Origin of the sequence: Bacillus timonensis, from assembly GCF_000285535.1 — a bacterium.
Classification (GTDB): Bacteria; Bacillota; Bacilli; order Bacillales; family Bacillaceae_L; genus Ferdinandcohnia; species Ferdinandcohnia timonensis.
This window is the reverse complement of sequence record NZ_HE610986.1, coordinates 678,868-699,414: the sequence shown is the minus strand read 5'-3', so window position 1 is coordinate 699,414 and position 20,547 is coordinate 678,868. Positions and strand designations below refer to the sequence as shown.

Annotated in this window: 24 protein-coding genes; 19 read left to right on the top strand and 5 right to left on the bottom strand. The window is 37.1% G+C overall.

Annotation, left to right across the window (positions count from 1 at the left end; translation table 11 throughout):
- Positions 1-340: 340 nt before the first annotated feature.
- A complete protein-coding gene (locus BTHG_RS12070; RefSeq protein WP_010676999.1) occupies positions 341-1,138 on the top strand; it encodes a transposase in 798 nt (265 codons plus the stop codon).
- A 162-nt stretch (positions 1,139-1,300) separates the two neighbouring features.
- On the opposite strand, the gene BTHG_RS12065 is transcribed toward BTHG_RS12070, so the two are convergent.
- Positions 1,301-1,609 carry a hypothetical protein gene (locus tag BTHG_RS12065; protein ID WP_010676998.1) on the bottom strand — a complete coding sequence of 103 codons (309 nt, stop codon included), beginning with the start codon at positions 1,607-1,609 and terminating at the stop codon, positions 1,301-1,303.
- Between the two features lie 109 nt (positions 1,610-1,718).
- Here BTHG_RS12065 and BTHG_RS26790 point away from each other — a divergent pair, with 109 nt between their 5' ends.
- The 10 genes from BTHG_RS26790 to BTHG_RS12015 all read left to right on the top strand — a co-directional run bounded on the left by BTHG_RS26790 (position 1,719) and on the right by BTHG_RS12015 (position 9,816).
- On the top strand, positions 1,719-1,859 hold the full coding sequence (locus BTHG_RS26790) for a hypothetical protein (protein ID WP_157256189.1): 141 nt from the start codon (positions 1,719-1,721) through the stop codon (positions 1,857-1,859).
- A gap of 139 nt (positions 1,860-1,998) precedes the next feature.
- Positions 1,999-2,925, top strand: a complete 927-nt coding sequence (locus BTHG_RS12055) for an FkbM family methyltransferase (RefSeq protein WP_010676997.1) — start codon at positions 1,999-2,001, stop codon at positions 2,923-2,925.
- A 288-nt stretch (positions 2,926-3,213) separates the two neighbouring features.
- Positions 3,214-3,969, top strand: a complete 756-nt coding sequence (locus BTHG_RS12050; protein ID WP_010676996.1) for an aspartate/glutamate racemase family protein — start codon at positions 3,214-3,216, stop codon at positions 3,967-3,969.
- Positions 3,970-4,064: 95 nt separating this feature from the next.
- Positions 4,065-4,829, top strand: coding sequence for an SDR family NAD(P)-dependent oxidoreductase (locus BTHG_RS12045; protein WP_010676995.1), 765 nt, complete (start codon positions 4,065-4,067; stop codon positions 4,827-4,829).
- Positions 4,830-4,925: 96 nt separating this feature from the next.
- Entirely contained in the window at positions 4,926-5,672 is a 747-nt protein-coding gene (locus BTHG_RS12040; RefSeq protein ID WP_010676994.1) for an SDR family NAD(P)-dependent oxidoreductase, read from the top strand.
- Between the two features lie 81 nt (positions 5,673-5,753).
- Complete coding sequence (locus tag BTHG_RS12035) at positions 5,754-6,518, top strand: SDR family NAD(P)-dependent oxidoreductase (protein ID WP_010676993.1); 765 nt, start codon at positions 5,754-5,756, stop codon at positions 6,516-6,518.
- A 47-nt stretch (positions 6,519-6,565) separates the two neighbouring features.
- Positions 6,566-6,769, top strand: a complete 204-nt coding sequence (locus tag BTHG_RS12030; protein ID WP_010676992.1) for a hypothetical protein — start codon at positions 6,566-6,568, stop codon at positions 6,767-6,769.
- Between the two features lie 10 nt (positions 6,770-6,779).
- Positions 6,780-8,273 (top strand): sodium:solute symporter family protein, encoded by a 1,494-nt coding sequence (locus tag BTHG_RS12025; protein WP_010676991.1) that lies wholly within the window; start codon positions 6,780-6,782, stop codon positions 8,271-8,273.
- Between the two features lie 65 nt (positions 8,274-8,338).
- Entirely contained in the window at positions 8,339-9,073 is a 735-nt protein-coding gene (locus BTHG_RS12020; RefSeq protein ID WP_010676990.1) for an SDR family oxidoreductase, read from the top strand.
- Between the two features lie 164 nt (positions 9,074-9,237).
- A complete protein-coding gene (locus BTHG_RS12015; protein WP_010676989.1) occupies positions 9,238-9,816 on the top strand; it encodes a TetR/AcrR family transcriptional regulator in 579 nt (192 codons plus the stop codon).
- A gap of 79 nt (positions 9,817-9,895) precedes the next feature.
- Here the strand turns inward: BTHG_RS12015 and fabG are convergent, their stop codons facing one another.
- The 4 genes from fabG to BTHG_RS11995 are packed head-to-tail and all read right to left on the bottom strand — an operon-like array spanning position 9,896 to position 14,028.
- Positions 9,896-10,654 (bottom strand): 3-oxoacyl-ACP reductase FabG, encoded by a 759-nt coding sequence (gene fabG, locus BTHG_RS12010; RefSeq protein ID WP_010676988.1) that lies wholly within the window; start codon positions 10,652-10,654, stop codon positions 9,896-9,898.
- A gap of 20 nt (positions 10,655-10,674) precedes the next feature.
- On the bottom strand, positions 10,675-11,136 hold the full coding sequence (locus tag BTHG_RS12005; RefSeq protein ID WP_010676987.1) for a MaoC family dehydratase: 462 nt from the start codon (positions 11,134-11,136) through the stop codon (positions 10,675-10,677).
- 15 nt (positions 11,137-11,151) lie between these two features.
- The gene (locus BTHG_RS12000) at positions 11,152-12,807 is read right to left on the bottom strand and encodes an AMP-binding protein (protein WP_010676986.1); all 1,656 of its coding nucleotides are present in this window, start codon (positions 12,805-12,807) and stop codon (positions 11,152-11,154) included.
- Positions 12,808-12,834: 27 nt separating this feature from the next.
- Positions 12,835-14,028, bottom strand: coding sequence for a thiolase family protein (locus BTHG_RS11995; RefSeq protein WP_010676985.1), 1,194 nt, complete (start codon positions 14,026-14,028; stop codon positions 12,835-12,837).
- A 287-nt stretch (positions 14,029-14,315) separates the two neighbouring features.
- Here BTHG_RS11995 and BTHG_RS11990 point away from each other — a divergent pair, with 287 nt between their 5' ends.
- From BTHG_RS11990 to BTHG_RS11955, 8 genes are all read left to right on the top strand, one after another.
- Positions 14,316-14,816 (top strand): flavin reductase family protein, encoded by a 501-nt coding sequence (locus tag BTHG_RS11990; RefSeq protein ID WP_010676984.1) that lies wholly within the window; start codon positions 14,316-14,318, stop codon positions 14,814-14,816.
- Positions 14,817-14,865: 49 nt separating this feature from the next.
- Positions 14,866-15,156 carry a hypothetical protein gene (locus BTHG_RS11985; protein ID WP_010676983.1) on the top strand — a complete coding sequence of 97 codons (291 nt, stop codon included), beginning with the start codon at positions 14,866-14,868 and terminating at the stop codon, positions 15,154-15,156.
- A 48-nt stretch (positions 15,157-15,204) separates the two neighbouring features.
- A complete protein-coding gene (locus BTHG_RS11980; RefSeq protein WP_010676982.1) occupies positions 15,205-16,269 on the top strand; it encodes an LLM class flavin-dependent oxidoreductase in 1,065 nt (354 codons plus the stop codon).
- A 148-nt stretch (positions 16,270-16,417) separates the two neighbouring features.
- Positions 16,418-16,963, top strand: coding sequence for an NADPH-dependent FMN reductase (locus BTHG_RS11975; protein WP_010676981.1), 546 nt, complete (start codon positions 16,418-16,420; stop codon positions 16,961-16,963).
- 89 nt (positions 16,964-17,052) lie between these two features.
- Positions 17,053-18,099: an NADH:flavin oxidoreductase/NADH oxidase gene (locus BTHG_RS11970; RefSeq protein ID WP_010676980.1), complete on the top strand. Its 1,047-nt coding sequence runs from the start codon at positions 17,053-17,055 to the stop codon at positions 18,097-18,099.
- 301 nt (positions 18,100-18,400) lie between these two features.
- Positions 18,401-18,559: a hypothetical protein gene (locus tag BTHG_RS27080; RefSeq protein WP_010676979.1), complete on the top strand. Its 159-nt coding sequence runs from the start codon at positions 18,401-18,403 to the stop codon at positions 18,557-18,559.
- Positions 18,541-18,897, top strand: a complete 357-nt coding sequence (locus BTHG_RS24840; RefSeq protein ID WP_026021795.1) for a zinc ribbon domain-containing protein — start codon at positions 18,541-18,543, stop codon at positions 18,895-18,897. Before BTHG_RS27080 ends, BTHG_RS24840 begins: the two co-directional genes overlap by 19 nt.
- A gap of 29 nt (positions 18,898-18,926) precedes the next feature.
- Positions 18,927-20,477 carry a zinc ribbon domain-containing protein gene (locus BTHG_RS11955; protein WP_010676977.1) on the top strand — a complete coding sequence of 517 codons (1,551 nt, stop codon included), beginning with the start codon at positions 18,927-18,929 and terminating at the stop codon, positions 20,475-20,477.
- Positions 20,478-20,547 lie beyond the last annotated feature (70 nt).

The following is a 20,547-nucleotide window of genomic DNA, read 5'->3' as shown; positions in this document are numbered from 1 at the left end:
AGGTTTTCTGTCCCACCCTTTTTTTTATGATCCTCTGAAAATATGTGATAACAAATTAGTATAGGCAGACTGCCCAATTCTTCAATGTGCAAATTTCATTCACCCACATAAACAAGTTGACAGTATTCTGACTATTTGGTAGATTTTAAATGCGGATTTCTACAAGAACTTCAATTATCACCTTCCCATGCTTTAATGAGTCTCCTTTTACGTAATACACAAAATTGGATTTTAAACCACCCAAACATTATTCCACAGTTATTTTTATCTCACTATTTTAATCTAGAAACGGCGCTTATTGTTTCCACAACCCAAATTACAATTAAAAGAGGTGATGCTATTGCCAAGAGTTGCAAGGAAAAAGAGTAGGAGTGGCATCTATCACGTCATTTTACGAGGAGTTAATAAGCAGACGATTTTTGAAGAGGATGAGGATAGGTCAAGGCTTCTAAATGTTTTACAAAGATATAAGGAGAAATGTAATTTTAAGTTATATGCCTATTGCTTGATGGACAACCATATTCATTTGTTAATAAGAGAAACGGACGAACCAATTGGCCTTTCAATTCAACGAATAAGTTCGAGTTATGTTCGCTGGTATAACATGAAGTATGAACGATGTGGGCATCTGTTTCAGGAACGTTATCGTAGTGAAAATATCGAATCAAAGAGATACTTTTTAACGGTTCTTCGGTATATTCATCAAAATCCGGTAAAAGCGGGGTTAGCCGAGAATGTATTTGAGGCGAAATGGACTAGTATAAATGAATATTTTAGTGCAACCTGCTTGATTGACATTGATTTTGGCTTGAGTTTGTTTTCGAGTGGAAATGGGAAGCCAGTAATTCAAGCGTTTGTTGATTATATGAGCACATCAAACAATGACGAATGTCTGGATTACTGGGATCGCGTAAAATTGACAGATAACGAAGTGAAAGAGAGTTTGCATGAGATGGGAATCCCAAGTTCAAGTGTATTGCAGAAGATGAAGAGAGAAGAAAGGGATGCTGTGCTCCTGCAATTGAAAGAGACAACAGGCGTCAGCATAAGGCAGATATCAAGAATTACAGGAATCTCGAAAAGTGTAATACATAGGCTGGAACGGGACAGGGGGACAGGTTTTCTGTCCCAGGAATAACATGAGTTTGATTTTTAATTAATGGTGATTCAGAGGGGGAAAGCCCCCTCATGACTTAAGTTTTAAAAAGTGCTAGATAATTTACAGAGTGCTCCAAATTTCTGATACAGAAATACTGTTTGTAAAATATATAGGGAAAAGTTGTAGCTATACCCTCTCTTACTAAGCTGAAATAATGCCATTTTGTATTAAAGCATTTCGTGATTGTTCGTCAGCTGGTTGGTATCCTTTTTCGATTAAGTCTTTAATATACAGTTTATTATACACAAAGGAAAAGATAATCCCAGGAATCCAAGCTCCAAAACCAACAGTAAATGAACCTACTACCAGTGCCGTAATGAACATGATAGCCGCCCATTTTAAATCTCCACGAAATAATGCCGGGAAAAAGCCAAAAAAGAACGTAGTCCAACTGAACCCAATCTTACACTCCTTTGTAACTCCTCCTTGATTCCTTAATCTTACCTTCATTTAAAAACACCCCCCTTACATTTTTAGACTTCCTTCAACGTGCATAAATCATGCAAAGGAGATTCAATCTAAGAGATGTTAGCCTCAGTAAAAGATGGAGGTAAGGAAAATGTCTGATAAAAAACGCATCGAAAAGATCGAAAATAACGTAATTGCAGCAGTAATTGGTTTTATGATTGCCTATGTCCTTGGTTCTTTTATCTTTCCCTATGATTTGGGTTCCGGAGCCTTTTGGCAATTGCTAGAGTAAAAACGGGGAACATAACCCGTAAAAACGCAAAAACTTTAATGAAACATTAATAAGTACTTAATAATCTCCCCATATACTAGTGGGACAGGGGGACAGGTTTCTTGTCCCAAATCTACATTCAAAGGGGAGTTTAATCACATTGGCAATTCCTAAAGGTGTTCTGAATAAACCTGTCTTTGTTAAACTATGGGAAAGCTATCCACTTTTTTCAAAAGTCGTTTTAGATTTTGGTATTTTTTTAAAGTACAAGACCTTAAAGCTAGCTAAAATTCCGAATAAAATCATACTTTCTTCTAGAAATGTCATTTACATAAATAATGCTGAAAATCGAGGGCGAGCGCTTCTTATCAGTGATGGGATTACACAATCACACCTAACTGAATTCTGGGGAGAAGCTGTCAAATCCTTCAAGCCATCTCTCGTTTTGGATATAGGTGTGAATTATGGAGAATGCATTTTCTCTACAACGTACGAAAAAGACACAACAATCATTGGAATAGAAGCAAATAAATATTTAATCGATTACATAGAGCGCTCGCGCAAACAGCATGTCAACAGTCATCAAATCAAAATTATCCATGCTTTCGCGGGGGATCAAGAAAAGAAAAATCAAACCTTCTTCATTGATACTCATTGGTCTGGAACCTCTTCAGGTGTGCAAATCTCAGAAAAAAATAGCATTGAAAAAATGGAAGTGCCTGCGATTACGATTGATTCGCTTTTTAATCAGGAAACATTAAACGCCCACCGGTTATTGTTTAAAATTGACGTGGAAGGCTACGAATTTATGGTGCTCAAAGGAATGAAAAGTCTCCTGATTAACTGCCGTGAAATTATGGGTATCGTTGAATTTGATAGTCGCTATCTGGAAAAGGCAGGAGTTGATCTAGACTCTTATCTGGCTTTTTTAGACAGGTATTTTGAGATTCAATTTTATGATATAGATAATCGAATAAAAAGATTATCGTCTCCTTCCATTTCTGTATTGCAGGAGGAATTTGGAATGGAGCATGTGCATACGGACCTTATTGTGTCGTCAGGAAGGGAAAAAGGACAGGTTCTTTAGAAGAAATAATATAAGTGCCAAAGAAACTTTCATAAACAGGGCCGGAGGAGAGTTCCACGGGCCTTTCTTCTGAATAGAGAATTTATTTTGAAAATAAGTACTTGGTAGGGACATGGGGACAGGGACATGGGGACAGGTTCCGTGTCCCGGGAAAATTATGGTGGGACAGAAAACCTGTCCCCATGTCCCAAATTTAGATAATTGAATTTTCTAAATGTATTGAAAAAGTTTTGGGCGTCTGTTATTATAATACCAACCAGTGGGTATTTTTTTAGAGGGGGTTATTTTGTGAAGAAAATTTTTATCCAAAGTAGTACAGATATTAGTGGACTACCAACCTACTTGAATGGTATTAAAAATCATGCAAGAGCAATTCTTCCACCTGAATATTCCTTTGAAATCGGGGGTGTGAAGAATAGCTATCCGGCTGAATTTTTGTCCAATGAGTTTCTAAATGGCCGAGAGATTCTGCAAAATATTATTAATGCAGAAAAAAATGGGTTTGATGCAGTCGCATTACACTGTTTCTTAGATCCTGTTTTAGACGAAGCAAGAGAGTTAGTTGATATACCAGTAGTAAGTATGGCCGAATCCTCAATGTTGATGACACCTATGTACGGCAAGAAATTTGCGATTGTTACATATACACCTCAATTGGCAAAAAAAGCATTTCCAAACCTTATTCAAAAATACGGTTTAACAAACAGTGCTGTAAACTCCCAATATTTCGAAGTAAGCTTGGAAGATATTGAAAACGCATTCTCTAATCCGCATAATATTATTGAGCAGTTTTTGGATGCTTGTGAAAGAGCTGTAGATCAAGGTGCTGAGGTCATATTACCAGGCTGTGGACTTCTAAACATTATCTGTGTACAAAACAATATTTCAAAGGTTAGAGACACTGGAGCTACTATATTAGACGTGACTGGAACTACTTTAAAAATGGCAGATGCTCAGATTACATTAAAACAAGTATCTGGCACCAGTATCAGTAGAAATGGGTACTATGAAAGCCCTAAGAAAAGTCACCTAATCAACAGTTAAGGTTCCATTTTTTTGAGCAATTTCTACTATTTGTACTGTTACAAACATCGCGGTAATCGTTATTACTAGAAAAAACAGAGGTGATTTACTTGTCTATGTCCTCCTATTTACCAAGTTTTGATTTAAAGAATAAAAAGGCATTAGTTACAGGGGCAAGCAGAGGAATTGGCCGAGCGTTGGCGAACGGGCTTGCTGAGGCAGGGGCTGATGTCTATATTGTTTCACGTTCAGAAAAAGACCTTCAAATTGTTGCAGATGAAATAGCCAGTCGAGGAGTTCGAGCTATTCCATTAGTTGCTGATATTACAAAGCAAGAAGATATTGATGCTATTTTTTCAAAAATAGACAACCTTGATATTTTAATAAATAATGCTGGAATTAACATTCGTGCTACCGCTAGTGAAGTCACGGATGATCAATGGGAAAGTATAGTAAATACAAACTTAAAATCTGCATTTAAGATGTCACAAGCTGCTGGAGAAATTATGAAACAGCAACGTAGTGGAAAAATTATTACAATTTCCTCCGTAGCTGGACATGTTGCATTAAATACAGGTATTGTCTATGGTATTTCAAAGGCAGCAATCATTCAAATGACCAAAAATCTGGCATTGGAATGGGCGAAATACAATATTCACGTAAATTCAGTTGGTCCTTGGTATTTCTCCACTCCTTTAACGGAAAAATACCTAAAAGACGAAGCTTATCTTCAAACGATTCTAGATCGAACTCCACTTAATCGAGTAGGTCAATTGCCAGAAGTAGTGGGCCCAGTTGTATTTTTAAGTTCTGAAGCTTCAAACTATATCACGGGGCAAACCATATTTGTTGATGGGGGAATGACAATTTACGGGTTTTAGTCATTTTTCCTCTTTGCCCATTTTTATAAACTTTTAGGTTGATAACGTACCAACTAGTTGGTATCCATTTTTTAGTAAAAGAAAGGTGGGATTACAGTGGGACGACTTGAAGGAAAGGTGGCCCTTATCACAGGGGCTGCAATGGGCCAAGGAGAAGCAATGGCCAGGCTTTTTGTAAAAGAAGGGGCAACAGTTCTATTATCGGACTTAAATGATAAAGGAAAAGAAACTGCAGAAATGATTTCTCGTGAAGTAGGAGGTGATGTAACGTTTATAAAAATGGATGTTTCCAGTTCAAGTGACTGGGAAAATGCTGCTAGATTAATAGATAAAAAGTATGGGAGAATTGACGTTCTAGTCAATAATGCAGGAATTCCTGGACGGAAAACGATACAGGAGTTAACTGAAGATGAGTGGCAGAAAATCATGGATGTTGATGCAAAAAGTGTGTTTTTAGGAATGAAGTCAATGTTGAGTCTACTTAAGGGGAGTCAACACGGAAGCATTGTTAATAACTCTTCCATTTGGGCTCTGGTTGGTAGTGGATCAGCTGCTTCTTACCATGCAGCAAAGGGTGCTGTCAGGATGCTAACCAAAACAGCCGCAATAGAATTTGCACCTTTTGGTATAAGGGTGAATTGTATTCATCCAGGATTAGTAAGGTCTCCGATGACGGAAGAATTATTATCTGATCCGAAAGAAAGAGCAGCAAGGGTGGGACCAATCGGTAGACCTGCTGAGCCGATTGAAATAGCTCATGCGGTGCTGTTCCTTGCTTCAGATGATGCATCTTATATTACTGGAGTAGATTTACCCGTTGATGGCGGATATACCGCACGTTAGCAAACATATTTACGATAAAAGGTATGCGCTTACATGGGTATTTTAAAGCAGATAACGAAAATTTTTAAGAGGAATGATTTTATGGAATTCAATGATAAGGTTGTCCTGATTACGGGCGCAGCTGGGGGTATTGGGAAAGAAGCTGCACGATTATTTCATCAACAAGGAGCTAAATTAGTTTTAATTGACCTTAACCAAGAAGCATTAGAAAAAACGGCTCTTGAACTAGATTTAGGAGATTACATGATATGTGTAGCAGATGTCAGGTCAGAGGAATCAGTAGAATCTTATGTTCAAGCAGCGATAGATAAATACAACAAAATCGATGTATTTTTTAATAATGCTGGAGTGGAAGGTAAGTTTGGAAAGCTGACTGAAACGACTGCCGAAACCTTTGGTACTGTGCTAGATGTCAATGTAAAAGGGGTGTTTTACGGACTAAAACATGTGCTAAAGGTCATGGAAAAGCAAAATTTCGGCAACATCGTAAATACTTCGTCAGTAGCAGGATGTAATGGTTCTCCAGGTTTAGGGGCGTATTCTGCATCAAAGCATGCAGTAATAGGCTTAACTAAAACGGCATCTGTTGAAGTTGCCGGCAAAGGAATTAGGGTTAATGCGATTTGTCCTGCACCCGTAAATACAAGAATGATGGAGGAGCTTGATTCCATTAAATCACCAGATGATCCCGGGAAGGCAAGAAGAACATATGAACAAAAAATACCATTAAGACGCTATGCTGAACCTGCTGAAATCGCTGAATTAGTTCTATTTCTTTGCTCTGATAAATCTTCATACATCACAGGTGGGGTTTATGAGATTGATGGGGGTCTAACGGCTACTTAAAATGGGAAATTCATTTATTACAATTTTAATAAGAAAGTAGGTATATTATGGAAAATAGTAAATGGCTTTGGTTTGGAAGAATCTACACCGCTATTTTAATACTGGCTACCCTACCACTTTTATATTTTATGTTTCAATATTTTCTTGCTGTTCCTGAACTTAGAACTTATTTTTATTTAGACCTACTTGTTCCTATTTTAGGATTTGGTATTGGGATTTATGGATTAATAAAAACAAAGGGAAAAGAATAGGGGGTAAAATATGAGTCTTATAGTATATGTAATCATTGCTCTTTATTTAATCGCAGCCCTATATATTGGACATTTAACATCCAAAAATAGTACAGCTGTGGATTATATGGCTGCAGGTCAAAATAACCCGTATTGGGTAGTAGGTGCAGGTTATATCGCAGAATTTCTAAGTGTTTCTAGTTTTTTGGGAATAGTCGGAATCATATATGCCCAAGGATTTATGCCTAATGGAGCCTACGTTGGTTCAGTTATCGGTTATATAGGGTGTTTAGCAATATTTGGTCCACTATTAAGAAGATATGGTGAATTTACAATTCCTGATTACTTAGGTGCACGTTTCGATAGTAATCTTGTTCGTGGTTTTTCTGCGCTCTTAATCTTTGTTGGTTACCTTTTGTATATCAGTGTTCAATTAATTGGTGTAGCACTTTTATTACAACTAGTCTTTGATATGCCTTATTGGGTAGGTGTTCTTATTTCAGGGGGTATTGTAGTAATCTATACATTCCTCGGTGGTATGAAAGCTACAGCTTATGTTGATGTATTCCAATTATTCTTCGCCTGGATTTCGGCAGCTATCATTATTTGTGTTGCTGTGTTTAGAGGCGGTGGAATGATCAATATAGTTGACCAGATTGAAAAATATTATCCAACATTCCTCACGAATGATGCCGGTTTAGGAAATCATTGGACAGTCTGGAGTTTAATTTTCATCTGGATTTTTGGTACATTAGCAAGAGCCGACACAGTCAGCCGTGTGTTTCTCGCTAAAAGTGAACGTGAGGTTTATAAAGCTGTTATTTTCGTAACACCATTTATTTGGGCAGCGAGCTTAATGTTCTTCTTCCTAGGTATGGCTGGTAAATTATTAATTCCTGGATTAGAAGGAACAGATGCAGAAAGTATTTATCTGATTGTAGCACAAGAATGGGTCCCTCCAGTTATTACTGGTATAGCCTTTGCAGGTCTATTGGCAACAGCACAATCAACAGCTAGTGGACAACTAATGGTTTCATCATTAGCAATTGGTCGTGATATCTATGGAAAAATCATTGGTCCAATAATTAAAAAGCGGGCGATTACAGAATCCGAAATGGTTAAGGCTACAAAGTTTGCTCTGATTGTCATGTCCGTTATTACGGTCGGGATTGCTGTCTTAAAACTATCTTGGATCACAACATTTACAAACTTGTCAGCAGCAACAACTGGGCCAGCATTTCTAGTTACATGGCTTGGTGGATTCTTCTGGAAGCGTTCAACTAAAACTGGGGCAGTTCTCGCCTTAATTGTTGGAGCAGTGTTAGGAAGCTATACATTCCTATCAGGGTTCTCCATTCCATCAATGCCTTGGCTTGTGGCTCCAGTATTTACAATCATTGTAACAGCAATTGCGTTTGTTATTGGTTCCTATATTGGGAAGCCTTCAGAAAAATCATTGGCAGTATTTAATGAATTAAAAGAAAAGACTCTAGGTAAATCTGAAAATAAAAACATCGCATCATAAAAAACAATGAATCTACCCATTCTACTTTGTGGAATGAGTAGATTCATCTTAAGGTGGAATAACAGATGAGATTACAAGACAAAGTAGCGATTATCACAGGTTCTGGTTCAGGTATTGGAAGAGCGGCTGCCGAAAGATTCAGTGAAGAAGGTGCGGCTGTTATTATAGCCGATTTACCAAACTCGAATGGAGGACAGGTGGCAGATGGTATTCAAAGTAATGGGGGAACGGCAAGATTTATTCCAGTGGATGTGACCAAAGCGGATCAAATCAATGAGTTAGTTGAAATAACAATCAAAGAGTTTGGTAAAATCGATATCATGTACAATAATGCTGGAATTGCAATGCCTATTACACCGATTGAAGAAGTTTCAGAAGGCTTTTTTGAAAAGATGATGGACATAAACATGAAGGGTGTGTTTTTAGGAACACAAGCAGTGGTTCCTTACATGAAGGAAGCAGGGAAAGGCGTTATATTATCAACCGGCTCTACCTCTGCACCCCGTCCAAGGCCAGGATTAAATATATATTGTGCGTCCAAGGGAGCTGTTGTGGCATTTATGAAATCTATGGCACTAGAGTTGGCTCCTTACGGAATACGTGTTAATTGTATTAACCCAGTGGCAACCAATACACCTATGGTTGATGAAGAGCAACGAAGCAAGTTCATCCATAGCATACCTCTTGGTAGGTTAGCTCAACCAATTGATATGGCAAACACTGCACTCTTCTTAGCTTCTGATGAAGCTTCTATGATTACGGGTGTAGATCTTGAAGTTGACGGTGGACGCTGTATTTAATAGTGTAAAAAAATAACGACCTTTCTGTAAGAAAGGTCGTTATAGTTCTTTATCAAAAAACTGAAAAGATGATTGTTTTTACTTGACTCTTTTAATACCACTTGGTATGTTTTTAAGTGAATAACGTGTATTTACATGTTATCTCTTTATTTGGAGGTTTTAGAATGGCAAAAGAAAAGAAAAAAATGTTAATTGATGCCGCCTTACACTTATTTGAAAAAAAGGGATATATGCAAACGTCTGTTCAAGATATTGTCGAATATGCAAATGTAACAAAGGGAAGCTTCTATTATTATTTTGAATCAAAAGAAGACGTGCTTTATTTAATACATGATGAATTTATCGAATATGAATTGAATAAAGTAACAGAGATTATGGAACTCCCAGGTCTTACTTATACTGAAAAATTGGAAAAAATGATCTTAGCAACCTGGAAAAGTATCGCTCTTTATAAAGAGCAAGTGGCTATATATCTGCACGAAAGAAAATTTATTACCGATAATAAATATGATTTAATCCAAGAAAAAAGAGATCAGTATGAGAACTTTTTCGTAACCGTATTAAAAAAGGGAATAGAAGCTGGTGAATTTGATCCAAGTATTAATCCAAAACTTATTACATTTTCAATACTAGGAATGTCAGGTTGGGGAATCTACTGGTATCAAAAAGATGGACAATTATCAATTGAAGAAATTGCAAAAATGCATACAAACATGATTTTAAAGGGAATTAGTACATCTTGATGATTAAACAGTTCAACCACAATATACATGTATCACCAAAGCACCGGTAATACCGGTGCTTTATTATTTCATCACTTTATTATGCCTTCGGTCCACCTGCAACATATAGGATTTGACCGTTCACAAATGAAGCTTTATCATCAGCGAAAAACATGACCGCATTTGCGATATCTTCTGGTTTACCACTTCTTCTAACAGGAATGAGTTCAACACGACTTTGTATAAATTCATCAAAATCCATATTGATACGTGCAGCTGTTGCTCTTGTCATATCCGTCTCGATAAAACCAGGTGCAACCGCATTAACCGTAATTCCGAATCTACCTAACTCGATTGCGAGTGTTTTTGTAAAGCCTTGAATACCAGCTTTTGCTGTTGCGTAGTTTGCTTGACCTCGATTTCCCAAAGCGGAAGTTGAGGATATATTAATAATTCGTCCCGCATTCTGTTGCACCATATACTTTTGTGCTGCTTGGCTACAGTAAAATGCGCCTTTTAAATGAACATCCATGACCAAATCCCAATCACCAGTTGTCATTTTGAAGAATAAATTATCTCTAATAACTCCCGCATTATTAACCAGAATATCAATATGACCATGTTTAGCGTGAACTTCTTCAAACAAAGCGTCAATTTCTTCCTTCTTTGAAACATCTGCTTTGTGAATGAAGATTTGTAAATCTTTGGCGGTTAATTCATCTAACGTTTCATTAAGAGCATTGGAATCAATATCTACTATATGAACAACTGCACCTTGTGTAGCGAATGATTCAGCCGTGCTTTTTCCTATACCTTTACTTCCACCAGTTACAATAACTACTTTATCCGTAAACGTCACATTACTTCCTCCTACTCTTATTATCTATTAATTAATTCAGTTTCTCGGCACTTCACCATAATATTCATTTGCCCTTTTTGGACAATTTCTTTGTTTTGATTAAAGACGGTTATTTCACGGAAGATAATCCCACGTCCACCTTTTGAAGTGGGGCGTTTATTCGTTATTTTCATTTCAAAATAAATGGTATCCCCGATAAAAATCGGTTTAGGAAATGACCAGTTATCAATACCTAAGAAGGCGATAGCAGTTCCCGAGAATACTCCCAATCGATCCATTAAACCTGTCATAATTGAAAAGCCTAGTGCTCCATGAGCGATTCTAGTTCCGAACGGGGTGTTTTTCGCAAATTCCTCATCTGTATGAAGGGGATTGAAATCCCCTGATAAACCTGTAAATTGTACAACGTCTGATTCTGTAATGGTTCTTGCTTGACTCACAAATACTTGCCCGATTTCAAAATCCTCATAATAAAGTCCCATTGTTTTCACCGCCATTCAATTTTTTAATTGAAGCTTTTGTCTCTGTTCTTCTAATCTCTTAAGAGCAGTTTGCTTTAACGCAAATCTTTGAACCTTTCCTGTAGTTGTCATTGGAAAGCTTTCAGTGATAAAGAGATATTTTGGTACTTTAAAACTCGCAATCTTGGTTTTACAATAAGCAATAAGGTCCTCTTCGTTAATATCAGCTACATGGTTGTGCAATTGAACAAAAGCTGCACATACCTCTGTTAATCTTTCATCTGGTGCCGCTACTGTGTATGCTTTAAAAACATCCGGATGACTGATTAGTACTGCATCTACCTCTAGTGGGTCGACATTTTCTCCTCCAACCCTAATAATATCTTTTATACGTCCAGAAAGATGAAGGTACCCCGATTCATCTATATACCCTTTATCACCCGTATAAAGCCAGCCATCTTCTGTTAACACTTCTTTTGTTTCTTCAGGCTTTTTGTAGTAACCAAGCATGACGGAGTGACCTTTTACACAAATTTCACCATATTCCCCAGTACTAACAGCTTGTTTTGTTTGAGGGTCAACAATATTTACCGAAAGACCGGCTAAGGGAAAGCCATTGGTTGAAATGATGGTCTCCTTAGAATCCTCTAAAAATGTTAGACTAGTAACCCCGGTGGATTCGGTCATGCCGTATGAATTAATGACTTTGAAATTGTTTTGTACGACTTTCTCTAAGATTCCTCTCGTACCAGAGCACATACAAACCCTTAAGGTTTGAATCGCTTCTTGATTATAGTCAGGATGATTCATCATATCTAAGTACATTGCATCAAAACCATACATGATACTTACCTTTTCTTCTTTTATTAACTGGATTGCTTTTTTTGGTTCAAAAGAATCCATAAGTACAATACAAGCGCCTTTTATACACGCTGCAGTTAACCCGACTTGGCTTGCATAAACGTGAAAAAGTGGTAAAAATAATAGAATTTTATCTGTATTTTTCATTTCTAGGCGTTCTGCCACATTACTCATATTTACAATCATCTTATGCGAATGCATGACACCCTTTGGAAATCCGGTAGTTCCTGATGTATAGAAGATGGCAAATAAATCATTAGGATCTACCTGAGACTCTCTATTTTGCAATTCTAGATCAGGAACTTGTTTCCCTTTTAGTAGTAAATCCTCAAAACTAATTGTGTTCGGTGTAGAAAAATGAACACTTACAACACGCTTCAACATTGGTAATCTCTCGGAATTTAATTGTTGGGAATTCCCACTTTCGATTTCTGGTGCAATGTTCTTTAGTATTTCATAATAATTTGCATTTCGATAAGGTTCTCCGAGAATTAGCAAGGAGGAATCGGATTGATTTAGAATGTACTCTAAATCTGCTGTACGAAACCTCGTATTAACTGGGACAACAACAGCACCAACCTTAGCAATTGCGTAATAAAAGAAAAACCATTCAGGAGAATTATTTAACCATAGCGCAACCTTATCTCCTTTTTTTACACCGTAGTGAAGTAACCCTTTTGCTAATAAATCAGTCACAAGATTTAGCTCTTGATACGTGTAAGATTTGTTGTTGTAAATGATTGCATTCAAATCTCCCCAGTCTCTAGAAGCCTTATTTAAAAGTTGACCAAAAGTGATATTAGTACCATTAAGAGATTCTAAAGAATTCATGGTTCCTCCTACAAATTTGAATTATTTTTAATTTAGAAGTTCAATTGCAGTTGCCATACCTTGTCCGCCACCTACACATAGTGTGGCCAAGCCATATTGTTCATTTCTGCGTTTCATTTCATATAGTAATGTTGTCATGATTCTTGCTCCGGTAGCACCTAATGGGTGACCTAAGGCGATTGCTCCACCGTTTACATTAACTTTGGAGTAATCCAAATCAAGTTCATTTATGACTGCAATAGCTTGTGCAGCAAAAGCCTCATTTAACTCAATTAAGCCAAAGTCTGATAAGCGCATTTTCGTTCTTTCTAGTAATCTATTTACCGCTGGTACAGGTCCGATGCCCATAATCTCCGGAGATACCCCAGCAGTCGCCCAATCTACGATTTTGGCAAGAGGCTCTAATCCAAGGTCCCGAGCCTTTTCATACGTCATGAGAAGGAGTGCCGATGCCCCGTCATTCCGTCCGCAGGCATTTCCTGCGGTGATAGAACCCTTTGGACCTAAAACGGGCTTTAATGTTCCTAATTTTTCAAGAGATGACTCTCGAGGAAATTCATCTGTATCAAACAAAGTAGTAGATTTCCTGTTTTTAACCTCTACAGGAACGATTTCCTCCTTAAACTTTCCATCCTTGATTGCCTGCGCTGCTCTTACTTGACTATTTAATGCGAATTTATCTTGTTCTTCCCGAGAAATTGAAAACCGTTCCGCAACATTTTCAGCTGTTTTAACCATTCCTAAATCAGAACCATAAATCTCCTGAGGCTGTTGGCCATTTTCCATATTAGAGTCAATCAAAGTGGTGGGACCATCACCAAATCGAGAGTTTCTTATATAATAAGGGGCTCTGCTTAGGTTTTCGGTTCCTCCAGCAATGAGTATTTCCGCTTGATTAGAATGGATCTGTTGGACTGCTGATGCCACGGCTTGCATACCAGATGCACAAAGACGATTGATTGTAAAAGCGGTTGCACTTTCAGGTAAACCAGCTCGTAAGGAAGCAACTCTTGCAACATTCGAAGATTCAGATGTCTGCCTAACTTCTCCCAGAATCACTTCATCGATTACGTTTTTATCAATCCCAGTTCTATGTACTACTTCTTTAATCACAATTGAGCCAAGTGTCCCACTGTCAATTCCCTTTAAAGAACCACCAAACTTACCTATAGGGGTCCTCACTGCTTCTACAATTACAACATCCCTCATATTAACTACCATATATTATTGTTCCCCCTTCATCCTGTAGTGGATTACATGTTTGTCAATGTAATTAACTTTTTCACTATCACAACAAAAAATACCTACTAGTAGGTATAATTATATATAGCGCTTACAAGGTTGTCAATTCAATATCAGTTAATTACAAATATTCCTATAATTATGTTGACAACTAAGATGTCTGTTAGTTAAAATAATACCAACTGGTAGGTATTATACACTTACTTAATTCACATGATATGCATTACATGCAAATTTTAAATACGAAGGAAGGGGTAAGAAATATAATGATAAAAATGGATAGTCAAAGTCAAGAGTTATTCAAAAAAGCCATGGGAGACTACCCCACAGGTGTAACGATAGTAACTACAACGGATGCTGATGGAATCCCTGTTGGTTTAACAGTAAACTCATTTGCCTCTGTATCTTTAGAGCCTACCTTAATACTATGGTCGATTGATCATAAGGTATCTTCTTTGAAAGCCTTTACAGAAGGAAGGGGATTTGCGGTTCATATCCTTTCTGAAGACCAACAGGAACTATGCAAAACCTTTGCAAGTAAAAATGTTGATCGATTTGGAAATTGTTCTTGGGAGTTATCAGATAACTTCTTACCTATAATTGATGGGGCTCGTGCTGTTTTACAATGTAAAACGTTCAAAACTGTGGAAGCTGGGGATCATACAATCCTAATTGGGGAAGTAATCGATATAAGTCTTAATGAGAAAAATCCAATGTTGTATCACAGAAGAAAATTTGGTCCAATCCCATCAGAGTTTTATTCGTAAAGGTGAAACCATAAAAATGGGGTTGTTCGATTGAAAGGAAGTGATCGTGATGCAAAGTGTCGATATAAAATATATCACAAACCTACCAGATTTATCTTTTGTACAGTACTGCATACAAAAGTACGGGATAAATAGAGGTGTATTTAATACGATTGATTCTTGGTTTTTCGAGGATGGTTTATTGGATATTAAGGATAGGCGACAAACGATTTTACTATTTTTACAATATGTTAGTTTTTCAAAAGAGAAAAATGACAAGATTAAGTTTGGAAATGGAGGATTAACATTAAAGTTAGTTGAATTTAAACAGAATCGTTCATTAGAAAAAGAAGTAGTTTAATAAAATTCAGATACCAACCGGTAGGTATAAAAATAGGAGGAATATATTATGGAATTTGGCGTTATGAATTTATTTCCTTATAAAAAGGGAAACAGTGAAAAACAAATGATTGAAGAGGCGATTGAGGAACTAACATATGCGGAGGAACTTGGTTTTGATTCTGTATGGATTGCAGAACACCATTTTTCCGAATACGGTATTATTGGTAATCCATTAATGCTTGCAGCCCATTTAGCTGCAAAAACAAAAAAGATTAGAATTGGAACAGCAGTAACGATTTTGCCATTTTATAACCCAATTCGTCTAGCTGAAGATGCTGCTTTAGTTGATATTATTAGTGATGGCCGCCTCGATTTAGGTGTTGGACGCGGGTATCAGCCTGCCGAATTTAATGGTTTTAAAATTGACCAAAATGAATCTAGAGAAAGATTTGATGAAACCATCGAGATTTTAAGGCAAGCATGGACAGAAGGGGAAGTGAATTTTAAAGGAAAGCACTATCACTATGAAAATATCAAAATCCATCCACAACCAATTCAACAACCTCATGTGCCAATACATCATGCGTCCGTTAGTACCAAAACGTTTGAACTTATGGCGAAAGCCGGTAGACATATTTTAACATCACCTAACTTTACACCAATGGATATCATTAAACGAAATTTTGATACCTATAAAAACGTATTAATTGATAATGGCTATGATCCTGAAAATTATAAGTTTCCGTTAATGCAACAAGTTCATGTGGCGCCTACATCTCAGGAGGCGAAAATCACAGCGGTTAAGAATTCAAAACAATACTATGATTTACTAGCGTCATTACTTCCGGGCTCTGACGGAAAAGAGGCAGTTGATGAATATAAATTCTACGAGAAAGTCCAAAAGTCTACAGCAAGCTTAAGTTTAGAAGAAATTGAGAAAAATGGTGGTAACTTCGGTTCTCCGCAAGAAATTATTGAGAGAATCAAATATCTAGAGGAAGAAGCTGGGGTCAATCATTATATCGGATGGTTTAACTTCGGCCAATTAGGACACAAGAAAACAATGGAGACAATGGAGTTATTCGCTAAAGAAGTCATTCCAGCATTTAAGAAAAAGGAAGTAACGGTTTAATAATCTAAAGTCGCGAAAAGGGAAAGGATGAGAAACATATCTTTTCCCTTTTCTATCACATTGATGAAACAAATTTAGTGAGAATACAGAAAATTCTGGAATGTACATATAAACGATAAAGTTCCTAATTAGGAAAGGGGAGTTCTGAATGAAGTTACTCGGTATTAGCGGTACAATTATTGGTTCGAAAACAAGGCTTGCAGTAGAGAAAGCATTAGAGTTCGCTAAGGAATATGACCCGAATATCGATATTGAATTATTGGATTTAAAAGAATACGATTTACAATTTTGTGATGGTCGTGCCATTGAAGATTATTCGGAAGACACAAAAAAGGTTATTGAAATGATTTCGAATGCGGACGTTTTTTTAGTTGGTACACCAATTTTCCATGGTTCGATACCTGGGGTTCTTAAAAACCTATTCGATTTGATTCCTGCTGAAGTATTTCAACATAAAGTATTTGGGTTCATAGCAACTGCTGGCAACCATCATCATTATTTGATGATAGAAAACCAATTAAGACCAATTGCAGGTTATTTCAATGCATATGTATCACCTTATAGTGCGTTCATTCATAGTGAAGACTTTAAAGACAACAAAATTGCAAACAATGAAATCCTGAATCAACTATCCCACTTAGCAAACGACGTAATCAAGCTACACAAATTGAACAAAGAAGAAATAAACATATAGGGACAAGGGTAGGGACAAGGGGACAGGTTCCTTGTCCCATTTGGTCCGATGAAGCGGAATCTTTGTTTTAAAGCAAAGGAGTTTTTATGATGGAACATTTATTTAGTCCCTATAATATAAAAGGATTAGAGCTAAAAAACCGGATTGTTATGCCACCAATGTGTCAATATTCAGTTGAGAATAAAGATGGGATTGCGACGGATTGGCATTACCTCCACTATGTAAATAGAGCGATTGGTGGAGCTGGGTTTATTATTATTGAAATGACTGATGTTCAGCCTGATGGTCGTATTTCTGACTACGATTTAGGGTTATGGTCAGACGAACAAATCCCTGCTTTAGCAAGAATTGTAGAAGGCTGCCACCGATATGGAGCAAAAATTGCTATTCAAATCGGCCACACGGGACGTAAGGCGGAACATATTTCGGAACCAGTTGCACCTTCTGCTATCCCCTTTAATGAACATTCGAAGATACCTAGAGCTTTGTCTACTGAAGAAGTAAAAGAAATGGTAGAAATGTTTCGTAAGTCCATTCAACGGGCAGTAAAGGCAGGGTTTGACGCAATAGAATTGCATGGAGCACATGGCTATTTAATCCATCAATTCCACTCTCCTTTAACAAATAAAAGAGAAGATGAGTATGGAAGGGATCTGACTAAGTTCGGCCGAGAAATTATTGAAGCAGCCAAATCGGAAATGCCAGAAGATATGCCGTTAATCATGCGTATATCTGCTAAAGAGTATGTAGAAGGCGGATATGGAATTAACGAAAGTATCGAGTTTGCAAAAGAATATCAAAAAGCTGGGGTAGACATGTTTGATGTCTCTTCAGGTGGTGAAGGTCCAATCGGTTCTCGAGGTAGACCTGGTACACATGCAGCGTACCAATTACCATTAGCTAGAGAAATTAAGGAAGCCCTTCATGTTCCAGTCATAGCCGTTGGGAGATTGGATGATCCTGTATTAGCTAATGCTGTTATCGGAAATGAGGAAGCGAATCTTGTAGCAGTAGGACGAGGAATGCTACGAAATCCCCATTGGGCATTAGAAGCTGCAGCTACTTTACAAAAAGAAACGGAAGTACCCAAGCAGTATGTTGATGGTTTTAGAAGATTAATAGATATCAAACGTTAGATGGTATGAAATAAACAACTATAGCGCAATTTTGACCGATTGTTAATATACTCGGTCTTTTTTGTGCTTCCTAGGAAAAAGATGGAGGGATGACGAACCTATCTCCTAGCCCTTATTAAAGTAGGAAGAAAGATAGAGAGTAACATTATTTAAAAATAGTAAAATGTTCATGAATTGTTTACTATTTAAGGAAATGTATGTAAAATGATATGGAGTTTGGTTAAAAAATAGTACAAAAGTATTATGTTTTGCCAAAGATTCGATATCCAAGGTTACAATTTTAATAAAGGGGTTGGTCATTTTGTCTAATTTACAAGCAAAATTAGGAGAGGGTCTTTCTAAATTCCAAGGTGGAATTGAACAAGGTAAACAAAAATTACAGATTGTTCAAGAAATTAGCCGTCTAAAAAAGAAATCAATGAAGCATCAACAAAAAAATCAATGGTGCTACTTGAAGTAGGTCAAGCTACATATCAAAAGATTCGCAATGGTGAAATTTCAGATTCTGAACTTGTTGAATTAACTACAAAGTTAGTTGGTTTTGATCACCATATTTATCAAGCAAATAAAAAGGTAGCAGAATTAAATAGTAGAGGTGCGGATTCAAATTCAATCATATGTCCAAGCTGTCAAACTCCTAACAGCGTAGATGCGAAATTCTGCGGAGGCTGTGGCGCTAAAGTGGAGGTAGCTACGAAAGTTGAGTTGAGCGGAGAAGAAACTTGTGTGAAATGCGAGGAAGCCATCCCCTCAGGTGCAAATTTCTGCCCTTGCTGTGGGACAAAAGCGATTGGTTAGTAGACTTATAGAAAAGGAGGTAGAACAACTTGTTTTGTAAGAATTGTGGAACAAAAAATTCGGATGGAGCCCTGTACTGCAGTAATGATGGGGTCGTGTTATCCCAAGTAAGTGAGAGGGTTCGTTTATCCCGTGATAGTGAAAAGTACTGTCAACATTGTGGTCATGAAAATACAGTAGGTGGTTATTATTGTGTTTCATGTGGACATAGTTTTGAAAAGATTGTTGAAAAAGAAGATGATAAGTTATTAGTTTCAGAATCAACAGCTCCACAGATGAGCGGAAACGTTCAAAGTGAAAAAGGATTGATTGCTAGTTTAACAGATAAAAGTACATTGATTCATTCCTTGAAATTTGTCGGGATGTCAATCGTGATATTATCAATTATTTCTTTTGGTATTAGTTCTGCAGCGAATATCCTCGCACGTGAAGCAATAAGTAATGAACTTGGTTTTTTTGGTGATTTATTAGGAGATATCAAGCTTGTGACCTTTACAGATGTTTTGATGATTAGTCATTTACTGGGTTTAAATTTTAACATTGCTGCAATGGGATTTGAAGGATCTATTCAAACTTCAAGCGGGCTGTTTCTGCTATTAATCATTCCTGCGGTAGTCTTTATTGTCATGGGCATTTTTATGCAACGTAAATACCCAGAAAGCTCAATGATAGATAGATTAACACGCTCCTTAACATTCTCGATACCATATGCAATTATTTTAGGTTTATTTAGCTTATTTGCTGGAAGTTCATTGGAAATGAAAGACCCAACTGGTTTTACAGAGGGAACAGCATTAGTATTGACTTCAGACTATTCATTCTTCGAGAGCATTTTTAATGCATTTATCATTAGTTTTATTTTTACAAGCATCGGAGCAATGATTCGTCTGTCAAAAGAACAACGTATGTTTAATTATCGATATGGATTGTCTATTTCCCGTGCCATTTTACACTCAATCGTCGGTCTTACTTTGGCGATGGTAGTTGGATTCTCAGTGATTTCTTTAAATGAAAATATCCCAACTGATAATGGTGAAGGCGTAATTCTTGGTACTCAAGTAGGAGCCTACATGTGGAATGTCTCTCAATTTGAGACACTTAAATTAAGTATGGAAAATTATGGTGAAGAAATTACGGCTAGCTATTCCCTTTTAGGGGGAGCGGAGGCATCTATGGCTGGAGCAGACCCAGAAGATGAAGAAGAGTTTAATGAAGAATTTAAAGAAGAGGTAAAGGAAGAACTTGGTGGTTTTGGGTTGGCCTCATGGTTGCTAGTTATTATTGTTCTAGGTTTGCACTTCTGGGCTGGAAAACAATTGATCAAATCTTCACAAGGGAACATTCTTTATGAGCTGGGAGCTTATGCCGTTACCTTCGGACTTGCGAATGCATTAATCGTAGGACTTGCGAAGTTATCTGCAGAAATCTATATGGATGAGGAAATCGTCTTTAGCTTAGGTTTTTCATCCATAGGCGTGTTCCTTATTAGTACAATTCTAGCGTTTATTGTGTCCTACGGTTCAGTGCTGATGTTAGGTCGTCAATCATCTTCATCCCACGAACAGAGATACACAGCATAGTTATTTCCAAAAACATACTCTGCTCACTCGATTGGGTGGGGTATGTTTTTTACATAGAAAGTGAACAGCT